Source organism: Streptomyces sp. TRM70350, from assembly GCF_019219825.1.
Classification (GTDB): Bacteria; Actinomycetota; Actinomycetes; order Streptomycetales; family Streptomycetaceae; genus Streptomyces.
Genome location: NZ_JAHUXH010000038.1, coordinates 42,342 through 61,597 on the forward strand (window position 1 = coordinate 42,342; position 19,256 = coordinate 61,597).

20 protein-coding genes are annotated in these 19,256 nt (G+C 70.8%); 14 read left to right on the forward strand and 6 right to left on the reverse strand.

Going from position 1 to position 19,256, the window contains the following annotated elements; translation table 11 throughout:
• The first annotated feature begins 32 nt into the window (after positions 1–32).
• The 8 genes from KWI83_RS33790 to KWI83_RS33825 all read left to right on the forward strand — a co-directional run bounded on the left by KWI83_RS33790 (position 33) and on the right by KWI83_RS33825 (position 7,926).
• Positions 33–821, forward strand: coding sequence for an Fpg/Nei family DNA glycosylase (locus KWI83_RS33790; protein WP_218518199.1), 789 nt, complete (start codon positions 33–35; stop codon positions 819–821).
• A 135-nt stretch (positions 822–956) separates the two neighbouring features.
• Positions 957–2,894 carry a WD40 repeat domain-containing protein gene (locus KWI83_RS33795; protein ID WP_218518200.1) on the forward strand — a complete coding sequence of 646 codons (1,938 nt, stop codon included), beginning with the start codon at positions 957–959 and terminating at the stop codon, positions 2,892–2,894.
• Complete coding sequence (locus tag KWI83_RS33800) at positions 2,891–3,436, forward strand: hypothetical protein (RefSeq protein WP_218518201.1); 546 nt, start codon at positions 2,891–2,893, stop codon at positions 3,434–3,436. The genes KWI83_RS33795 and KWI83_RS33800 overlap by 4 nt, the downstream gene beginning before the upstream one ends.
• Positions 3,436–5,067 (forward strand): Hsp70 family protein, encoded by a 1,632-nt coding sequence (locus KWI83_RS33805; protein WP_218518202.1) that lies wholly within the window; start codon positions 3,436–3,438, stop codon positions 5,065–5,067. The genes KWI83_RS33800 and KWI83_RS33805 overlap by 1 nt, the downstream gene beginning before the upstream one ends.
• A gap of 11 nt (positions 5,068–5,078) precedes the next feature.
• A complete protein-coding gene (locus KWI83_RS33810) occupies positions 5,079–5,291 on the forward strand; it encodes a DUF2997 domain-containing protein (protein ID WP_218518203.1) in 213 nt (70 codons plus the stop codon).
• Positions 5,288–5,863, forward strand: coding sequence for a 4Fe-4S single cluster domain-containing protein (locus tag KWI83_RS33815; protein ID WP_218518204.1), 576 nt, complete (start codon positions 5,288–5,290; stop codon positions 5,861–5,863). The genes KWI83_RS33810 and KWI83_RS33815 overlap by 4 nt, the downstream gene beginning before the upstream one ends.
• The gene (locus KWI83_RS40140) at positions 5,860–7,458 is read left to right on the forward strand and encodes an AAA family ATPase (protein WP_218518205.1); all 1,599 of its coding nucleotides are present in this window, start codon (positions 5,860–5,862) and stop codon (positions 7,456–7,458) included. Before KWI83_RS33815 ends, KWI83_RS40140 begins: the two co-directional genes overlap by 4 nt.
• A gap of 60 nt (positions 7,459–7,518) precedes the next feature.
• Positions 7,519–7,926: a DUF1257 domain-containing protein gene (locus KWI83_RS33825; protein WP_218518206.1), complete on the forward strand. Its 408-nt coding sequence runs from the start codon at positions 7,519–7,521 to the stop codon at positions 7,924–7,926.
• Positions 7,927–7,938: 12 nt separating this feature from the next.
• Here the strand turns inward: KWI83_RS33825 and KWI83_RS33830 are convergent, their stop codons facing one another.
• The gene (locus KWI83_RS33830) at positions 7,939–8,655 is read right to left on the reverse strand and encodes an NAD(P)-dependent oxidoreductase (RefSeq protein WP_218518207.1); all 717 of its coding nucleotides are present in this window, start codon (positions 8,653–8,655) and stop codon (positions 7,939–7,941) included.
• A 93-nt stretch (positions 8,656–8,748) separates the two neighbouring features.
• On the opposite strand from KWI83_RS33830, the gene KWI83_RS33835 reads away from it, so the two are divergent.
• Complete coding sequence (locus tag KWI83_RS33835; RefSeq protein ID WP_218518208.1) at positions 8,749–9,441, forward strand: TetR/AcrR family transcriptional regulator C-terminal domain-containing protein; 693 nt, start codon at positions 8,749–8,751, stop codon at positions 9,439–9,441.
• A 59-nt stretch (positions 9,442–9,500) separates the two neighbouring features.
• Here KWI83_RS33835 and KWI83_RS33840 read toward each other — a convergent pair whose 3' ends face one another.
• Together KWI83_RS33840 and lanL are read right to left on the reverse strand one after the other, a co-directional pair.
• A complete protein-coding gene (locus KWI83_RS33840) occupies positions 9,501–9,650 on the reverse strand; it encodes a VenA family class IV lanthipeptide (protein ID WP_218518209.1) in 150 nt (49 codons plus the stop codon).
• An 11-nt stretch (positions 9,651–9,661) separates the two neighbouring features.
• Entirely contained in the window at positions 9,662–12,439 is a 2,778-nt protein-coding gene (gene lanL / locus KWI83_RS33845; RefSeq protein WP_218518210.1) for a class IV lanthionine synthetase LanL, read from the reverse strand.
• Positions 12,440–12,759: 320 nt separating this feature from the next.
• Here lanL and KWI83_RS33850 point away from each other — a divergent pair, with 320 nt between their 5' ends.
• Positions 12,760–14,319, forward strand: coding sequence for a fused MFS/spermidine synthase (locus KWI83_RS33850; RefSeq protein ID WP_256363180.1), 1,560 nt, complete (start codon positions 12,760–12,762; stop codon positions 14,317–14,319).
• Positions 14,320–14,371: 52 nt separating this feature from the next.
• Here KWI83_RS33850 and KWI83_RS39390 read toward each other — a convergent pair whose 3' ends face one another.
• Together KWI83_RS39390 and KWI83_RS33860 are read right to left on the reverse strand one after the other, a co-directional pair.
• Positions 14,372–14,506, reverse strand: coding sequence for a hypothetical protein (locus tag KWI83_RS39390; protein WP_256363181.1), 135 nt, complete (start codon positions 14,504–14,506; stop codon positions 14,372–14,374).
• Positions 14,507–14,613: 107 nt separating this feature from the next.
• The gene (locus tag KWI83_RS33860; protein ID WP_218518212.1) at positions 14,614–14,835 is read right to left on the reverse strand and encodes a hypothetical protein; all 222 of its coding nucleotides are present in this window, start codon (positions 14,833–14,835) and stop codon (positions 14,614–14,616) included.
• Positions 14,836–15,192: 357 nt separating this feature from the next.
• On the opposite strand from KWI83_RS33860, the gene KWI83_RS33865 reads away from it, so the two are divergent.
• Positions 15,193–15,477, forward strand: coding sequence for a hypothetical protein (locus KWI83_RS33865; RefSeq protein ID WP_218518213.1), 285 nt, complete (start codon positions 15,193–15,195; stop codon positions 15,475–15,477).
• The gene (locus KWI83_RS33870) at positions 15,459–15,872 is read left to right on the forward strand and encodes a DNA-binding protein (RefSeq protein ID WP_218518214.1); all 414 of its coding nucleotides are present in this window, start codon (positions 15,459–15,461) and stop codon (positions 15,870–15,872) included. The genes KWI83_RS33865 and KWI83_RS33870 overlap by 19 nt, the downstream gene beginning before the upstream one ends.
• A gap of 191 nt (positions 15,873–16,063) precedes the next feature.
• Here the strand turns inward: KWI83_RS33870 and KWI83_RS33875 are convergent, their stop codons facing one another.
• On the reverse strand, positions 16,064–16,468 hold the full coding sequence (locus KWI83_RS33875) for a hypothetical protein (RefSeq protein ID WP_256363182.1): 405 nt from the start codon (positions 16,466–16,468) through the stop codon (positions 16,064–16,066).
• A gap of 111 nt (positions 16,469–16,579) precedes the next feature.
• Here KWI83_RS33875 and KWI83_RS33880 point away from each other — a divergent pair, with 111 nt between their 5' ends.
• Positions 16,580–17,302, forward strand: coding sequence for a hypothetical protein (locus tag KWI83_RS33880; protein WP_218518215.1), 723 nt, complete (start codon positions 16,580–16,582; stop codon positions 17,300–17,302).
• A 39-nt stretch (positions 17,303–17,341) separates the two neighbouring features.
• A complete protein-coding gene (locus tag KWI83_RS33885; RefSeq protein WP_308122336.1) occupies positions 17,342–18,673 on the forward strand; it encodes a helicase-associated domain-containing protein in 1,332 nt (443 codons plus the stop codon).
• Positions 18,674–19,256 lie beyond the last annotated feature (583 nt).

Below are 19,256 nucleotides of genomic sequence, written 5' to 3' on the forward strand. Positions count from 1 at the left end.
GGGCACCCCCCGCCGGGGGAACAATGGGGAACGTGCCGGAACTGCCGGACGTCGAGGGATTTCGGCGGGTGTTCGAGTCCTGTGCGCAGGGCAGGGTCATCCGACGCGTCGACGTGCGGGACACGGGCGTCCTGCACGGCGTGAGCGCGCGGCGGCTGCGCGAGGCGCTGGAGGGTCGGCGGTTCACCGGGCTCGAACGCCACGGCAAGTGGCTCCTGGCCCGCACGGGCGGCGGCCAGACCCTGATGCTGCACTTCGGCATGACCGGCCGACTGGTCTGCGACCGCCCCGACACCGCCGCCGCACCCCACGACCGCGTCCTGTTCACCGTCGGCGGCGACCGCCAGCTCCGCTTCCGCGACCAGCGCAAGCTCCAGGGCCTGTGGCTGGCCGACGACGCCGAGGTCGCCCGGTTGCTGGAGCGCCAGGGCCCGGACGCGATGACGGTGGACCGCGAGGAGTTCGAGGCCGCGCTCGCCGCCCGCCGCGGCACTCTCAAGGCCGCGCTCATCGACCAGTCCGTCCTCGCCGGACTCGGCAATCTGCTCGCCGACGAGATCCTCTGGCGGGCCGGGCTGCGCCCCACCGGCCGGGCGAGCGATCTCACCCGGGCCGACCGCCGCCGCCTGTACACCGAGATGCGCCGCACCCTGCGCGCCGCGGTCACCGCGGGCCGCGTACCGCCGCGCGACTCCTGGCTCACCGGCCACCGCGACGACCCCGACCCGCACTGCCCCCGCTGCGGCACCCCCTTGCGCCGGTCCCGCCTGGCGGGCCGGACCACCGTGTGGTGCCCGCGCTGCCAGCCGGGGGACTGCTGACGGCGGACCGGTCGGGCCCGCCTCGGGACCGGTCCCGACGGCCCCGGGCCACAGTGGGCGGCGGACCCGTCGGCCTGCGAGACACGCGAGGCAGCATGGAAACCGCACCCGTCGCAACCGCACCCGGGCGGCCGGATGAGTGATCCCCGGCTCGACCGGCTGACCGCCCAACTCACGGACACGTCCAGGATGTTCGGCCCGCGACGGCGCCGACGGGCGGCGGAGGAGCTGTCCACGCTCGGTACGGCCGCCGCGGCCGCCGCGCTCGCCGAGGCGCTCGTACGCTCCTCGGACCCGGTCGTCACCGAGATCGCGCGCGGCGCTCTGGAGGGCGTCGAGGAGCAGGACGCGATCGACGCCGTGGCCGACGTGCTGATGTCGACCGGCGACGAGCTTCTCGCCCGCCTGCTGGCGCGGGCGGGCCGGGCGCCCTCCGACCCCGGCCGGCACGCCGTGGTGCTGTTCCTGGCCGGTGAGTTCGACCGGTACGCCGACCTCGACTTCGACGGGAGCCTGCTGCGCGGCGTCCATGCCGGGGCCGGGGCGGCGCTGCGCCGGCGACTGGCCGAGAAGGCGCGCGCCGGAGGACGCCTGGAGTGGGTGCGGGCGGTCGCCGACGGCGCCGTGCGCCAGGCCGGGCGGGTGTCCGACATCGAGTGGGACGCGGTGGTCCAGACGCTGACGGGCGCCCAGCGGTGGGACGAGCTGTGGCGGCTGGCGCTCGACGCCCCGGTGCCGCGGGCGGCGGCGGTCATCCGGGCGGTGGGGGACGGGCACTGGCCGCTGGCCGACGTCGACCCGACCGGCTACCAGGAGCTGGTGCGGCTGGCGAGGCGCGCCTGTGCCGCGGAACTCCCCGGCACGACCCCGTTCGGCGAGCGGCAGGCACAGGTCATCCCCTCGTACGCCGATGTCCAGTCCCTGACCGTGACCCGCGACGGCGCACACGTGATCAGTGGCAGCAGCAGGGGGGACGCGCTGCGGTGGCAGGCCCCGTCGGGAGCGTTGGAAGGCATACTCGGGCTCGGCTCGAAGCGCGTCCTGACCATGGCGACCACTCCCGACGGAGAGCTGCTCATCACGGGAGACCTGGGCGGCGGGATCAAGGTCTGGAACCTGCGCTCGCGCAGCGTGATCGGGGAGTACACCCACACCATGGCCAAGCGCAACGTGGTGCTGGGCCGCAACCTTCTGGCGGTCGCGCTGTCTCCGGACGCCGATCTGCTGGCCAGCAGTGGGTACGGCCCGAACGTGCAGTTGTGGCGCGTGTCCTCGGGCAGGCTGACCCGGACCACCACCCTGCGGGCCGACGAGCTGTGGGTGCCGTGCCTGGCCGTGACCCCGGACGGGACCATGCTCATCAGCGGGGGACAGAAGGGCAATCTGCGTCTGTGGCAGCTGCCCGACGGGGCGCCGATCCGCGCCCTGGAGGGCCACACCGACCATGTCGGCTCCCTGGCGGTCACCCCGGACGGTTCGCTGCTGGCCACCGGCGGTTACGACCGCACCGTCCGGCTGTGGCACCTGCCCTCGGGCGAGCCCGCCGGCGTGCTCACCGGGCACACGCAGCTCATCCGGGCGCTGGCCATGACACCGGACGGCAAGCTGCTCGCCAGCGCCGGCCAGGACAGCGTCGTACGGCTGTGGCATCTGCCCTCGGGGGAACCGGCCGGGGAACTCCGGGGCCACCGCGGCACGGTCGAGGCCCTGGCCGTGAGCCCGGACGGTTCGCTGCTGGCCAGCGGATCGAGTGACGGGCGCATGCTCTGGTGGACGCGCAGGCTCTCGCAGCTCGACGCCCTGGTCCGTACGCCCCTCGGCGAGGTGGACCCGGCCCGGATACGCCGCTTCAAGGGGTCGTACAACCAGTTCACCGCGGCGGAACGCGCCTGGTTCGACCTGGTCGCCGCGCTCGTGCGGTGGCGCCACCGGCACGACGTCGAACTCCTCGACGCGTCGTACGGCGACCAGGCCGCGGCCCACGACGTCGAGTTGAGCGACGACGACGGCACCTCGCAGGGCCCCGGCCGGACCCCGCACCGGCCCCGGCGCAAACGGAAGGGGAAGCGGTGAGCGCCATGACGAAGGCCACCCGGGTGCTGCGCAGGCTGCTGCCGGGAAGGGCGGACCAAAGCCTGCGGCTGCACAGCGAGTTGAGACAGGCCCGCCTGGAGATCGCCGAGCGCGACCGGACCGTCGAGCGGCTGCGGGCCGAACTCGCCCGGGCCCGCGCGGGCGCGGAGGAGGGCGCCCGGCAGCGGACCCGCGCCGACCTGGAGCAGCTGGTCACGACGATCGGCTCGTCCCTGGTGCAGTTGTCGACGCAAGGGCACCTGCACCGTTCGGGCACCGCCGAGGTGCGTACCGCTGATGTCGTGGAGGTCGGCACCCGGCTGCTGCGGCTGCTGCGTGACGTGGGCGTCGACACCGTCGGCGAGCCCGGCGCCGCGCAGCCGTTCGACCCGGATCTGCACGAGCCGCTGAGCGCGGCGGTGGCACCCGCGCCGGGCGAGCCGGTGCTGGTCCGGGTGGTCGGACTGTCCTACGAGGGGCGGACCGTGCGCAAGGCCGGTGTGGACGTCCCCGGCACACGTGACGACAAGGAGGAGCACTGATGGCGGGCCGCCTGGGCGTCGACTTCGGTACGAGCAACACGGTCGTGGCCGTCTGGGACGAGGCGACGGACCAGGGCGTGACCGTCGGCATGCCCGACTACGGGCGGCTGCTCGGGCACGGCGCCCACCGGGTGCCGGTGGTGCCGTCGCTGATCCACTACGCCGAGGACGGGCGGCAGTTCCTGGGGGACCAGGTGCTGTCGGCGGGCAAATACCATGCGGCGGGCACCTTCCGCTGGATGAAGCGCTACATCTCCCACCGCAGCCCGCAGAAGATGACGGTGAACGGCCGTCAGATGTCCCCCGCCGAGGCCGGCCGTGACTTCCTGTCCACGGTCCTCGCCTTCGCCGCCGTCGAGGCGGGCACCGAGGGCGAGGAGATCGCCCTGACCGCCCCGGTCGAGTCGTTCGAGCACTACGAGGACTGGCTGGCCGAGGCGGCCGAGCGGGCGGGCCTGCCCCGCTTCCGGCTGATCGACGAGCCGTCGGCGGCCGTGCTCGGCTACGGCGCGCACATCCGGCCCGGCCACGCCTACCTGATGTTCGACTTCGGCGGCGGCACCGTCCAGGCGGCCGTGGTGCGCGTCCAGGACGAGGACGACCGCGCGGGCTCGGGACGGTACTGCCGGGTGCTGGGCAAGGCGGGCGACGACATCGGCGGATCCACCATCGACCAGTGGATCTACGAGGAACTGCTGGCGCGCTGCGGACGCCGCGACAGCGAGGAGGACGTACGCCGGCTCAGCCGGGCCCTGCTGGTGGAGTGCGAGCGCGCCAAGGAGGCCCTGTCCGAGCCGGGCCGCGAACACGCCGAGATCAGCGTCATGAACCCGGACACCGGTGCCGTGCTCGGCATCGACCTGATCCGCAGCGGCGCGGAGCCCCCCGGCGAGCGTGTGGTGTCGTTCGAGGACCTGCTGGACCGGCGGGACCTGTACTCCCGTATCGACCGGGTGGTCCGCCGCGCCCTGCGGGCGGCCGCCACCCGCGGCTACGACGAGGACGACCTGGCCGCGGTGCTGATGGTCGGCGGCAGCAGCCTGATCCCCTCGGTGCGCCGGACGCTGGAGCGCATCTTCGGCCGGGAGCGGGTCCTCAGCGACCGGCCGCTGGACGCCGTGGCCCGCGGCGCCGCGGCCTTCGCCGCAGGCACCGGCTTCGACGACCACATCCAGCACGACTACGCCGTGCGCTGGTTCGACCGCAAGAGCGGGCGGTACGAGTACCGCACCTGCGTCAAGGCGGGTACGGCCTATCCCACCACCGAGCCGGTCCACACCATGACGGTCCGCGCGACCCACGACGGGCAGCGCGAACTCGGCATCGCCGTCTACGAGCTCTCCGGCCGCCGCCACGGAGGTGCCACCGGCGAGACGGAGCTGGTGTGCGACCCGTCGGGCGCCTGGCGGGTCCGGGAGATCTCCGCCGAGGACGACGACACCCGCAACCGCTTCTGGATCAACGAACAGAGCCCGATGTTCCTGCACGCCAAGCCGCCCGCGTCCGCCGGGCAGGCGCGGTTCCGCGTGGAGTTCGGCATCGACGCCAACAAGCGGCTGCTGCTGACCGCGCACGACCTGGTCAGCGGGCGGGTCACCCACCGCGACTACCCCGTGGTGAAGCTGACGTAGGGAGACGGCACATGGAGTTGCAGGAAGTCGAGGTGTTCATCGCACCCGACGGCACCACCAGGATCGAGGTGCGCGGGGTGGCGGGGGCGGCCTGCCTCGACCTCACCGAGGACCTGGAGAAGGCGCTGGGCGGCCGGATCGTGGAACGCGAACTGACCGCCGAGGCCCAGGCGGTGATACAGCAGCGCACCGAGGAACAGCTGCGGCGCGGGCCGGGCTCGTGAACCGGCCACAGCGGGGGCTGCGCCTGCACGGCTTCGAGCCGTACAGCGCCGCGAACGGTCCCGGCGTCCGCGCCGTGGTCTGGGTCCAGGGCTGCACACTCGGCTGCCCCGGCTGCTTCAACCCCGAGACCCATGCACGAGGCGGCGGCGAGACGTCCGTGGACGAGCTGTTCGAGCGCATCCGGGGCCTCGGCGACCGTATCGAGGGCGTGACGGTCAGCGGCGGCGAGCCGCTGCAGCAGCGCGAGCCGGTCCTGCGGCTGCTGGGCCGCATCCGCGCCGAGACCTCGCTGTCGGCCGTCCTGTTCACCGGCTACCGCTGGCCGGAGGTGGCCCGCATGCCGCAGGCGGCGGCCCTGCGCGACTGCGTCGACGTCCTGCTCGCCGGGCGGTACGAGGCGGGGCGGCGCATCGCCCGGGGCCTGCGCGGCTCCGCCAACAAGACGGTGCACCTGTTCGGCGGCCGGTACACGCCGCACGATCTCGACGCGGTCCCGGACGCGGAGGTGGTCATCCACCCCGACGGACGGCTGACCCTCACCGGCATCGACCCGCTGGAGGTGGGCGAGTGAAGAACGACCACGGCCGTACGAGCCTGGACAAGAACGGCCGGGGGCACAGCGCCGCCGGACACGGCCCCGTGGGCTTCGAGGCGGAACTCGACCTCTTCCTGCGGGCCCGCTACACCCTGGTGGTGGTCGTCACCCTCGAAGAGGAACGGGCGCTCAAGGCCATCGCCGAGGTCTGCGAGCGCGGCCGGCGGCCCTGCCTCGCCTGGGATCTGGCGGACGGTTTCGAGGTGCTCAGCGGCAAGCCCGGCAACCTGCCCGTCGCGAAGGATCCGCTCACCGTGATCGAGCAGGTGGAGAAGGCCGACGGCGACATCACCTTCGTGCTGAAGGATTTCCACGACTGCTGGTCCAACCCCCAGGTGAAGCGGAAACTGCGCAACACGGCGCAGCGGCTGAAGTTCACCCGCAAGTCCATCGTCGTCATCTCACCCACCCGCACGGTCCCCGAAGAACTCCGCAACGAGACGGAGGTGCTGGAACTCCCGCTGCCCGACGCCGCGCAACTGGACGGCGTGCTCGGCGGGCTCACCAGGACCCCCGGGATCAAGGTCGACCTCACGCCCGGCGGGCGGGAGAAGCTGGGCCAGGCGGCGCTGGGCATGACGGCCGCCCAGGCCGGCCGCGCCTACGCCAAGGCCATCGTCCGCGACGGCGCCCTGGACGAGCGGCACATCGAGGTGGTCGTACGGGAGAAGAAGGAGGTCATCCGGGAGAGCGAGGCGCTGGAGTTCTACCCGGTCCACGAGACCCCCGACGACGTGGGCGGTCTCGACGTCCTCAAGCAGTGGCTGCGGCTGCGGGAGCGCGCCTTCACCCAGGAGGCCCGGGACTACGGCCTGCCCGCGCCCAAGGGCATCGCGCTCATCGGCATCCCGGGCACCGGCAAGAGCCTGACCGCCAAGATGATCGGCGGACTGTGGCGGCTGCCGCTGCTGCGGCTCGACGTCGGCGCCCTGTTCGGCTCGCTGGTCGGCGAGGCGGAGGAACGCACCCGCCGGGCGCTCCGGCTCGCCGAGACGGTCGCGCCGTGCGTGGTGTGGATCGACGAGATGGAGAAGGCGCTCGCCCACGGCGGCGGCGACTCGGGCACCAGCACCCGCGTGTTCGGCACGCTGCTGACCTGGATGCAGGAGAAGACGGCGCCCTGCTTCGTGGTCGGCACCGCCAACGACGTCTCCAGCCTGCCGCCGGAGGTGCTCCGCAAGGGCCGCTTCGACGAGATCTTCTTCCTCGACCTGCCCACCGCCGAGGAACGCGCCGAGATCTTCTCGGTCCACCTGCGCAAACGCCGCAGGCTGCCGGGCGACTTCGACATCGCGCGGCTGGCGGCACGCTCCGAGGGGTACGTCGGCGCCGAGATCGAGCAGACGATCGTGGACGCGATGTACGTCGGCTTCCACCAGGACCGTGAGTTCACCACCGACGACATCCTCACCGCGCTCGCCCGCCAGGTACCGCTGTCGGTGTCCCAGCGCGAGACCATCGGCGCGCTGCGCTCCTGGATGCGGGACGGCCGTGCGCAGTCGGCGTCCTTCGACGAAGCGGTGGAGGCGGAACGCCAGTTCGTCGTGCCGCTGGAACCGCTCGGCCACTGAGGCGCTCGTGGAATGGCCGCCCAACGACTTGATGGCCGCCCAACACCTTACGGAGACCCCATGTCGCACTTCACCACCATGACCACCCAGCTCACCGATCCGGACGCCCTGCGCGCCGCGCTCGCGGACGTGGGCTACGGCGAGGTGGAACTCCACGACACCCCCCAGCCGCTGTACGGCTACCAGGGCGACGTGCGCTCCGACCGCGCCCACGTCATCGTCCGCCGCGCCCACATCGGCCGGGCCTCCAACGACATCGGCTTCCTGCACCAGGACGACGGCCACTACCGCGCGGTGATCAGCGAGTACGACCGCAGGAAACACGACGACCGGTGGCTGGCCCACCTGACCGCCCGCCACGCCTACCACGTCACGACCGGCACCCTGGCGGCCCAGGGCTTCGCCCTGACGGAGGAGACGACGGAACGGGACGGGACGGTCAGGATGGTGCTGCGGCGCTTCCAGTGAGCCGGTGCGCGGCTAGGCGTGGTGGTGGGGACCGCCGCTGTGGGCGAGGGCGCTGGGCGTTCGGCAGCCGACGATCGCCGGGGCCTCCTGGACGAGCGTGTCGTCGGTGAGCGCTTCCACCATGAACAGCGCGAAGTCCACCCGGCGCGTGAGGTTGCTCGCCAGCACCGGGTCGCCCACGTGCCTGCTCCACACGGGCAGGCCCTGGCTCTCGCCCTCCTCCAGGCTGCTGCCGCGCACCACGGTCCACCGGGTGTCGCTGGCGAAGATCCGCCGGCACGCCTCCACCTGGTCGTCGATCTCGACGGCGCGGACGAGTTTGCCCAGCAGGGCGGCGATCCGCACGCCCGTGGTGAACCACCACGAGTACCGGTCCTTGCCGTCACGCGTGATGTGCCAGCCGCAGGAGAAGACCAGGCGCGCGCCCGGCCGGGCGTGGTCGAGCACCGCCTGCGCCGTGCCCGACGCGTACTGCCGCACACCCCAGGGCACCAGCACCGTCAGTACCCCGTCGCACCCGGCGACCGCCCGCCGGATCACCTCCGGGTCGTTCGTGGGTCCGGGGACGACGGTCATCCGGCCTTCGAACGCGGCCAGCTTCGGCACGCTGCCCTCCCGGCACACGCCGACCACTTCGTAGCCGCGGTCCAGTGCGTGCTGGACCATGTACTGCCCGAGCTTCCCCGAAGCCCCGACGATGCAGACCTTCTTCACCCGATCCGTGCCCATGGCGCAGCCCCTCCGACGGGATGTCTACCTTATGTTGTAAGGCAAGGTAGCCTTATACTGTAAGGCGGTCAAGGTCGGTGAAAAGGAGGGCGGATGCGCGAGGTAGGCAAGGGCAGGGCCCGGCGCGGGGCGTCGGCGTCGGCGCGCACCCCGCTCAGTCGCGAGCGCGTGATCCGTACGGCGATGGCGGTCGCGGACGAGAAGGGCTCGGCCGCGCTCACCATGCGGGCCATCGCCGAACCGCTGGGCGTCGAGGCGATGTCGCTCTACCACCACGTGACAGGCCGGGAGGACATTCTCGACGGCATGGTGGACGCGGTGTTCGGCGAGATCGACCTGCCGCCGCGCGACACGGACTGGAAGAGCGCCATGCGCCACCGCGCGGCCTCCGCCCGCGCCGCCCTCAAGCGGCACCCCTGGGCCATCGGCCTGATGGACTCCCGCTCCCGGCCCGGCCCCGCGACCCTGCGCCACCACGACGCCGTCATCGGAGCGCTGCGCGCCGCCGGATTCTCCGTCCCGATGACCGCACACGCCGTCTCACTGATCGACAGCTACCTGTACGGCTTCGTACTGCAGGAACTGAGCCTGCCGTTCAAGGGCGCGGCGGAACTGAACGAGGTCACGGGCGCCATCCTGCGTGACATGCCCGCCGACGCCTACCCCCACCTCACCGAACTGGCCACCGAGCACGTCCTGAAGCCCGGCTACGACCACGCCGACGAGTTCACCTTCGGCCTCGCCCTCGTCCTGGACGCCCTCCACCCGGACGAGCCCGCCCACTGAGCCGGTGGGCGTTTGCCGGCCTGGGGCCGGCAAACGCGTCCTGCGTCGGGCGCTGTGGGTCAGCAGGTGCTACCGACGCAGATGGTGTTCAGCAGGGTGAGCAGGCCGACGCAGGCGCACGTGGCGAACAGGTTGCCGGCACTGTCCACGGGGTCGGTTTCGGGGAGCGCGTGCAGCTCGGCGAGCAGCTGGCTGTCGTGGTCGTTCATGGAGTGACTCCTTAGCGTTGTTGTGGGACGACGGCAGTGGTCTGCCGCCGCGTCGGTGTGCTGACCCTTGGGGACTCCGTGCTGTTGCGGCGGATCCGGGTCTGCAGGGGGACGGTCCATTGCCGGGGCGAGGTGTGGTGCAGTCTGAGCAGGAACGCGAGGACGCCGCTGGTGCCGTCGCTCCAGCTCGTCGAGGTCTCGCCGTACTCGTTGGGAAAGGCCATCCGGCCGTGCCGGTATGTCCGCTGGGCGAGGATGATGCCGGCCATGTCCTGGGCGGTGGAGCGGTAGAAGTCGTCGCCCGTTGCGTCGGCCATGTCGAGGAGGAAGTCCGCGTTGCCGGCCAGCCCGTGGCACTGGGTGAGGGGGCCACGCGTGGCGTGCTCGGCCACGGCCCGGGCGGCGCGGCGGGCGAGGTCGGCGAAGCGCGTTTCCCCAGTGACCTGGTGGAGCCCGATGAGGAAGGTACCGATGCCTGCTGCTCCGTGGCACCAGTACGGTGCGGTGGGCGGTTTCCCCGCCTGGACGGGCCATTGGGCCGACGCGCCGGTGAGGACGGCGTGGGCCAGCAGGCTGTCACCGGCCTCGACGGCCAGAGACAGGTGCTCGGGGCGCTCACACAGGAGTGCGGCGGCAAGGAGGAAGGAGCCGATGCCTGCGGTTCCGTGGGCAAAGCCGAGGTACGGCTTTCCCGTCGGCCACCCGCCGGCCTCGGCGGGCACCGGCCAGCTGACCCCGTCCGCGTCGCGGCATGCTGAGGCGGCCAGCTTGTCGGCGGCCTCGACGGCGCGGTGGGCGAAGCGCTCATCGCCGGTGTGGAGCCACAGGTGGAGTGCTGCCAGTCCGCTGCCCGCGGTGCCGTGGGTGATGTCGTGGCCGGCACAGGACTCCAGCGGCGCCAGCCCCAACTCACGGCCGCGGTCCATCAGGTGCTGGTCGTCGATGGCGCGCCCTGCGTCACACAGCGTCCAGGCGATGCCGGGAAGGCCGAAGTGGAGGCCGGGGCGGGCGGGGCCGGTGCCCGCCCGGCTCAGGATCCACCGGCCCGCTGCGGAGATCACTTCTGGCAGACGGTGGTCTCCGGTGAGCTCGAAGTACCGGGTGAGCACGGCCAGGACACCGGCCGCTCCCTGCTGAACGACGCACGGATCGGCCTCTCCGACCGCGGTCGACACGGGCCACAGCCGACTGTCATCCGGGCTGATGGAGCTGACCAGACCATCGACGAGCGCGGTGACCGGATCCTGCTCCTGCTGCTCGACGCCCACCCCATCGGCGCTGGTCTGCCGGTACGCCCTTGCGGCCGGTACCGCGCCCTGGTGACCCGGCAGGGCGGTGGGCGAGGACAGCGCGGTGCGCGCCCGTGACAGGTCCCAGCGCTTCGAGGGGTCCTCGCGTGTCAGCCCGAGGACCATCGTCACCAGGCTCGCAGGCAGCTCCAGCCGTTCGGCGCAGGCCGTCAGCCAGGCGGCCATGCGCTGGTCCACGCTCCTGGTGGCGGGCTCGTCGGCAAGGAGATGGGGCACGTTCCCGGTCAGGACGTATCCCGCGGTGGCGCCCAGACTGTAGTAGTCGGCCGACGGGGCCGGCTGTGCGCCGCGCAGTTGTTCTGGAGCGCTGAAGCCCGGCGTGCCCAGGGACGTCGGCCTGGTGGACATCCCCTCGACCACGGCCAGTTCCAGGTCGATCAGCCGCAGCGTGCCGTCCGGCCGGACCATGATGTTGCCAGGAGTGAGGTCCCGCACGATGCAGTGGTGCTCATGGGCTGTGGCCACGAGGTCGACCAGCCGGGCCACCATGTCGAGGGCGTCGCAACGGTAGTGCTGCCAGCCGGTGTTGAGGAAGCGGTCGATCACCCACCGGCGCAAGGGGATGCCTGGCACCTCCTCCTCGGCCAGAAAGACGTGTCGGCCGTGCTCGAACACCGCCACCGGCGCCGGGGACAGGTTCAGCTCGCGCAGCTTCTCCAGCATCGCGGCCTCGGTGCGCAGCCAGTCACGCACGTCCCACCCGGAGGCATCGGCTTCCACATGCGGCCGGGCCTCCTTGATCACCACAGCGGCCCCCGTGCGGGTGTCGGTGCCCCGGTAGACACCGCCCTTGTTGCTGTACCGGATCGCTTCCCGCACGGCGAAGCGCCCGCCGAGCACCGGGTCACCGCTGCCCGACGCGGTCGAGCCGCCGGGTGGGGCACCGAAGACGGGAAACGGCGACACCGCCCAGGAAGGCGGAAGGTACTGCCCGGTCCGCCGGTCTTCCACGGGATTGCCCTCGGGGTCGTAGATGAAGTCGACGAACAGGCCCTGTGCCGACAACTGCCGGCGACCGACGAACGATCCGTAGCGGTAATGCACCAAGCTGTCCGGTGCATAGGGGTGGTCGGACAGGATGCGCGGCCCGGCCAGCCCCGCCGTGGAGCGGTGAAGTGCATCGGCGATCCGAACGGCGGCAGCGTCACAGCGGGGATAAACCGTGATGAACTTCCCGGAGCTGCCCCTCGGCGTGCTACGGGAGTTCAAAGCGGCCACCCGGGCCACGGAACTGGCGAACTTGAAAGCGGAATCCTCCCTCAACAGCACCTCCAGCGCCCTTTCGAGCACCTCGGGCGCGGACACCTGCGTCGCCGAGACATGGAGCTTCCAGCCCTGTTCCCGCCGCGCGCCGTCGCACGGCACGGCGCGGCACCACGACTCGTCCCTCAGGACCTGCCAACGCGAAACCGCTCCGGTGCTGCGCAGGGCCCCCTCCAGCAGACCACCAAGCCCGCCGTCCGCATCACGGCCGCCCATCAGACCCCTCCTTGGCCTCGACAGACGCCGCCTGCTCCCCCGTACTGCGGCGCCCTCCACCGAGGCACGTGCCCTCACACCGCGCACGAGCCAACACGGACAAGCCATGAACCACCTGATCCAGCGAGCGGACGGCGGCGCATCCGTGGAGCTGGAAGAGCGGCTCATGTACGCCTCTGCCACGTGAGCGCGCCGGTCGGCGCCGTCCGGCGGCGCGGGGTGCAGTGCTCGTTGGAGCCTGTTGTTCTCGGACGCCCGTCACGGACGGCAGGGACCGGGGCTTCTCTCAACTCCTGTCTGTGGATGGGGCGCGTGCAAGGATGTCGCCTGTGACCGGATCGTCTTCCTCGCCTGTCGCCGAGGGCACGCCCCGCGACCGCGGCCTGGGTCCCCGTGCCGCCGCCGTGCTCGTGTTCGGGTCCTCGGCCGCGGTGCTGGTGGTCGAGATCGTCGCTCTGCGGCTGCTGGCTCCCTACCTGGGGCTCACCCTTGAGACCAGCACGATGGTGATCGGCATCGCCCTCACCGCGATCGCCCTCGGCTCATGGCTGGGTGGGCGCATCGCCGACCAGGTCGATCCACGCCGGCTCATCGGCCCCTCGCTCGCGGTGTCGGGAGTGGTCGTGGCGCTCACCCCTGCCGTGCTGCGCACCGCTGCGGAGTGGGCGCCGGCGACGCTCCTGTTCATCGCGTCGCTGACCATCCTCGTGCCGGGCGCGCTGCTCTCCGCGGTGACGCCGATCGTGACCAAGCTGCGTCTCACCAGCCTCGCCGAGACCGGAACGGTGGTCGGCCGGCTGTCCGGCGTCGGCACCGTCGGCGCCATCGTCGGCACCGTCCTCACCGGCTTCGTCCTGGTATCGCGGTTGCCGGTCAGCGGCATCCTGATCGGCCTCGGCACACTGCTGGTGGTCGGCTCGGCGCTGGTCGAGTGGCGAACGCGCGGGTGGCGAACGCGCGGGTGGAGCGGCACCCCTGCCCTCACACTCGTGATCGTTGCCGGTGGCCTCGCCACCACGGTCGCGCCCGGTGGCTGCGACACGGAGACCCGGTACCACTGCGCACGGGTCGTCGCAGACCCCGACCGGGACAGCGGCCGCACCCTCGTTCTGGACGGCCTGCGGCACTCCTACGTCGACGTCGACGACCCCACCTTCCTGGAGTTCGCGTACGTGCGCGCCATCGCGTCGGTGGTCGATGCCGCGTTTCCCAAGGGTGAGCCGCTGGTTGCCCACCACCTGGGCGGCGGCGGGCTCACCGTTCCCCGATACCTCGCGGCCACGCGGCCCGGAACGCGCAGCCTGGTGTCCGAGATCGACAGCGGCGTCGTGCGCATCAACCGTGACCAACTCGGCCTGAGAACAGAAGCCGGTATCGACGTACGCGCCGAGGACGGCAGGCTCGGCCTGCGGCGACTGGACGCCGACAGCCGTGACCTCGTCGTCGGCGACGCCTTCGGGGGCGTCAGCGTGCCGTGGCACCTCACCACGGTGGAAGCGATGACCGACGTACGGCGGGTGCTCAACGACGATGGCCTGTACGTCGCCAACCTCATCGATCACGGTGATCTGGCCTTCGCACGTGCGGAGGCAGCCACCCTCAGCGAGACCTTCGAGCACGTCGCCCTCGTCGGCGAACCCGCCGATATCGGTCTCGACCCGACCGCCACCTCCAAGGGCGGCAATCTGGTGGTGCTCGCCTCCAACCGGCCAGTCGACCTACGCGCGACCCAGGAAACGCTGGACGCCCGGCAAACCGGCTGGAAGATCGCCACCGGCGACGACCTCACCTCCTGGATCGGCGACGCCCAACCGCTCACCGACGATTACGCACCCGTCGACCAGCTCCTCCAGCCCTACAGCCCGCGGAGCGGCCAGTGACCGACGGACAGCTGATCGTGGGGGTCCTGGCGGTCGGCAACAGCCGAGACGCCTACCGCCGAGTCCCGTAGAACTCCTCCGGTGCCTGCGCATCCTCGATCAGGAAGGTCTCGTTCTCCCCGAAGTCCGGGGCCTGGAAGGGGTTCGTCGTCGGAGGCGGCGATGCGGCGGTGGCATAGCGGGGCATCGCTTCCGGAGCGGAGAACAGCGAGGTCAGGTCGATGAGAGGTCTTCCATTCGTTTCGTTGTAAGGCCATGAAGTGAGCTGGCGTGCCGTGACCGGACACAGCGGTCCTACAGCTTGCTCATCTTCGTGTACGGACTCAGGATCCGCTCTCGCACCGAGCCGAAATCGACAAGCGCCGCGATTCCGTCCTCGATGCCGATCACTCGGCCGAGGCCGTACATGTCGTGTGTGACCTGGTCACCCATGGCGAACTGCTTGAGGGGCGGCGTGACCGGGGCCTTGAAGGGGCTGGTAGGCAAGTGGCGCTTAGGAGCAGCTGGCTTTGTCATTGCTACCAGTATGCGCTGCGCGTCTCCGTCCGCGGAGGCCGTCCGCAACCGCAGCACCCGACAAGAAGCCCTGATCCGCGTCGCCGCGGATCAGGGTTACCTGGCGGAGGATACGAGATTCGAACTCGTGAGGGGGTTGCCCCCAACACGCTTTCCAAATGTTGGTCTGGGGGTTCGCGGTGGGACGGGGGCGTTCTGACCTGCGGTGGAGCGGATCGTTCAATGACGTCCGGACGCAGCTGAACATGGGTGAATGAGACCAGAGCTGAGACCGCGAGGTGACGGCTGGGCGGTTCACGTCGCTCGGCGGGTGCTGCATCCAGGCCGAATTCCTACTTGTTTGATAATGTCGATCCCATGGGCGAGATTCCTTACAGCGTCGGTGAAGGGCCAGCCATCAGGGTCAGCCTCTCCCTCCCCGAGGGGACGGCGGAGGCGATCCGCCGACGGGTCGGCAAGCGTGAGTTCTCCGCGTTCATCACCGAAGCGGTGGAGCGTGAGCTGCGCGGTCAGATCCTGGATGAGTACCTGGCCGACTACGAACGCCGTCAGGGGCCGATCTCCGAGCAAGAGCAGGAGCGGGCACGCCGGGTCTTCGACGAGGTCTTCGCCGGGGAGGGGCAGTGGCCCGCCGCAAGCTGAGTCACGAAGGCACCCTCGTTCTCGACTGCGAGGGCCTGTCGAAGCTCGTCAGTGATCACGAGCCCGTCGTCGCCCTCATCGCCGAAGCCCGCAAGCGGGGCATGGAGGTGGTCATCAGCGCACTCACCATCATCGAAGCGGTGCATCGCCGGACCGACAGGGCGCGGCTCGCCTGGGTCCTGTCCGGCGTGCGGATCGTGCACATCGGCGACGAGGAGGCCAAAGCCGCCTCAGCCATGCTGATCAACGCCGGGCTGCATGGTCACAAATACGCCATCGACGCCGCCGTGGCCGAGACGGCGCTGCGTCAGCGCCGCCCGGTCGTCATGCTCACCTCGGACATCGACGACATGACGAAGCTCTGCGGCGACAGAGTGCGCCTCGTCGCCGTGTAGTCGACGCCCAAGACCCGAACGCCCGGGACGCAAGGTCGAGCGCGGCGGGGCCGGTGGACCAGTCGGTAGCACCCAGGGCCGTGAACGGCTGTGCGGCCGGACGGCTCGTCTTTCATGGTGCCGTTAGGCGCAGAAGCCGCGCGTTGGCAGTGGTCGCATACAGCTGCCGCAGCAACGCCCGCAGACCCCGGTCATACTCGTGCGAGAGCAGAGATTCCAACCAGCCGGAGACCGTCACGGCCGGACCGATGTGCGGCAGCGCTGCGAACAGCGCGCCACGCAGCTCGTCCGGGGCGGTCCAGCAGCTTGGCGTTCTTCTTCACCGGCAGCAGGCGCCCGCCCGCGGTCCGCAGCAGTCGTGCCGCCTTCGCCCACTGGACCAGCAGCGTGAGGTGGTACAGCTCCTCGCTGGACTTCGTCTTGAACGTACGGTCCCCGATCACCGGGTCCATCCGGTCGCCGGTGCCCAGAACCTCCACCAGTGCTCGCGCGTCGCCAAGCGTCACACGGCCGGTCTGGGTCAACTTGCGGCCCGTGCCGATCCAACCGACCAGCGCCCGCACCTGCTCGACGGTCCCGTCCGCTGTCTCATCCATGCCGCCCTGCCCGTTCCGGCTCGTCTCCCGTATCCCCGGATCCAGGATGGCAGCACCGCCGACGCACCCTGTTCTTCGCATGGGGCGACACGGAAGTGGAAGACTACGACGGTGACAACGCACGACGAGGAACTGCTCGCCCGAGTCCGGGAGATGAGGGAGCGCGGCAGCGCGCCGAAGCAGATCGCGAAGGCGCTGGGGCTGCGCCCGGCCCAGGCCACCGCGCTGGTCAGACGGGTCGCCGAGGCGGCGCTGGCGAACATCGCGCCCGATGAGCGGCCGGTGGTGGGCTGCTGGGTCAACGCGGGCTGGAGCGCGGGACTGGACCTGGCCGAAGCCCCGGAGTGGGCGGCGGCCGACCCCCTCGGCCAGGAGCCGGACCCGGACACGGGCGGCTTCGCCCAGATTCTCCTGGCCCGCCAGGAGCGTGCCAGCAGGGTGACCGTCACCGGGTTCCTGGTGGACGTGTACTGCCTGGGTGTCAAGAACGTCACCGACCCCGAGGTGATGGGGTCCGGATCCCTGACCACTTACGTATCGATGTACTACTCGGCCTTCGAGCACCGGCCGCTGCCGATCGGAGTGGAGCAGGCGCAGACGATCGTGCACGATGCGGTCGTCTACGCCCGCGGTCTTGGCTTCGAGCCCGCGGGCGGCTTCTCCGACGCCTCAGTGCACCTGGGTGCCCCGCCTGTCGACCGGCCCGTCATCGGCTTCGGCCGGGACGGCAAGCCGTTCTACTTCTCCGGCCCCTACGACAACCCGCGCAAGGTGGTCCAGATCCTCGAGCGCACCTGCGGTCCGGGCAACTACGACTACGTTGCCCATCTGTAGGAACGGGACGCGAGCGGCACGAAGCGGGAAACACGAGCAGTGATACCGGTCGAACAGCAACAGGAACCCACCGGCACTCCACGGGTCCGGCACACCGAGCATGAGGCGCAGGTCGACCTGCTGGCGGTGCTGCGCCTGTGTACGACGGGGAAGCTGCGGTGCAGCGAGAAGACCCGCCGCCCCAGCACCGCCACCGTCTCGGCGGTCGCCGACGTCCTGGACGGCGGTGACTTCTATCAGCACGAGGCCATCGCCGCCTTCGCCTGGCCGATGCTGCTCCAGGCAGGCGGCCTCGCCCAGCTCACCGGAGGCCGGCTGCTGCTGACCACGCGCGGGCGGGCCGCGCTGACCCGGCCACCGCACCTGACCATTGCTCAGCTGTGGCAACGCTGGCTGAACAACAGCCTCCTGGACGAGTTCTCCCGTGTCGAGGAGATCAAGGGCCAGCGCTCGGCGAACGTCCTGACCGCCGCCAAACCGCGCCGCAAGCTCGTCGGCCAAGCGCTGGCCGGCCTCACCCCGGGTGAGTGGATGTCCACCGACGGCCTGTTCACTGACATGCGCGCGGCCGGTCTGGATCCAGTCGTCCACCGCAGTGAACGCGCCCTGTGGAAGCTGTACCTGGAGGACCCGCAATACGGCAGCCTCGGCTACGACGGCTACCACGGCTGGTCCCTCCTCCAGGGTCGGTACACCTTGGCGGTGCTCTTCGAGTACGCCGCCACGCTCGGCCTCATCGACATCGAGTACGTCCCCCCGGCGGGTGCCCGCGATGACTACCGGGACAACTGGGGTGGCGACTACCTCGACCAGCTCAGCCGCTACGACGGCCTGTCCGCACTCCGCCTCAATCCCCTGGGCGCCCACGCCGTCGGCCTCACGGACGACTACACCCCTGCCCAGGCCCCCGCCTCGGCTGTCCCGGCGGGCAGGGTCACCGTCCTGGCGAACTTCGACATCGTCGCCCTCGACGGGCTGCCCTCCGCCGACACCCTCCTCCTGGACGCCTTCTCTGAGCGGAAAACCGACCGGGTCTGGACGCTCACCACCGCTTCTCTTCTGCACGCCCTCGACCGCGGGCACACCCTCGACGAGCTCCGTGGCTACCTGAACCAGGCCGCCTCGCACCCCGTGCCCCAGACCGTCACCACCCTGCTCGACGACACTGGCCGCCGCACCGGCCGACTCCGCGATACAGGGCAGACCCATCTCATCGAGTGCGCGGACGAGGCACTGGCAGCCCTCATCATCAGCGACCGCCGCCTGCGCATGCTGTGTACCCGAATCGGTGAGCGCCACCTTGCGGTCTCCCCCGACCGTCTGCCTGCGTTCCGCAAGGCCGCCCTGGCCCTGGGCTACCCGTTGGCCTGATGGCGCGAGGAGAGCCGCTTCGGGGCATCTCGGGCTGGGGCCGGGGCGCACTCGACGCGTGACCGCTGATCACCGACAGAGGGCGCGTTCGCCGCATGGGTGAAATATCTTGAATGCCAGAAATAAACGAGACCAAAACTGAGACGAGAGCATGCCAGAGCGTCGAGCCGCGAGCTGCGGTCCGACGCTCTGTTTCGCCTGTTCAGGCGGCTGCGGAGGATACGAGATTCGAACTCGTGAGGGGTTGCCCCCAACACGCTTTCCAAATGTTCGTCCGGCCGTTCGAGGAGGTCCGTCAGCGTTCTGACCTGCGGCTGAGTGGATCTAGCAGGGCGCGCCGAACGGACCTGCACGAGCCTGAATGCAACCCAAACTGCAACCCTCGTCGAGGCCCGTCAGGAGCCCAGGCTCTTGCGACGCACGCGCATGTAGGCCCCTCATGCGGTACTCCCGCCCCACCCGCCAGTCGTGGCGATGTCCCATCCTTGCTGAGCATGCCTCTGCTTGGCGAAAGCGTCGAGGTCATTGATGATGCATCCGCTGTCCAGATGGGCGCCGATAGTGATGTAGCTGCCATCGGCTT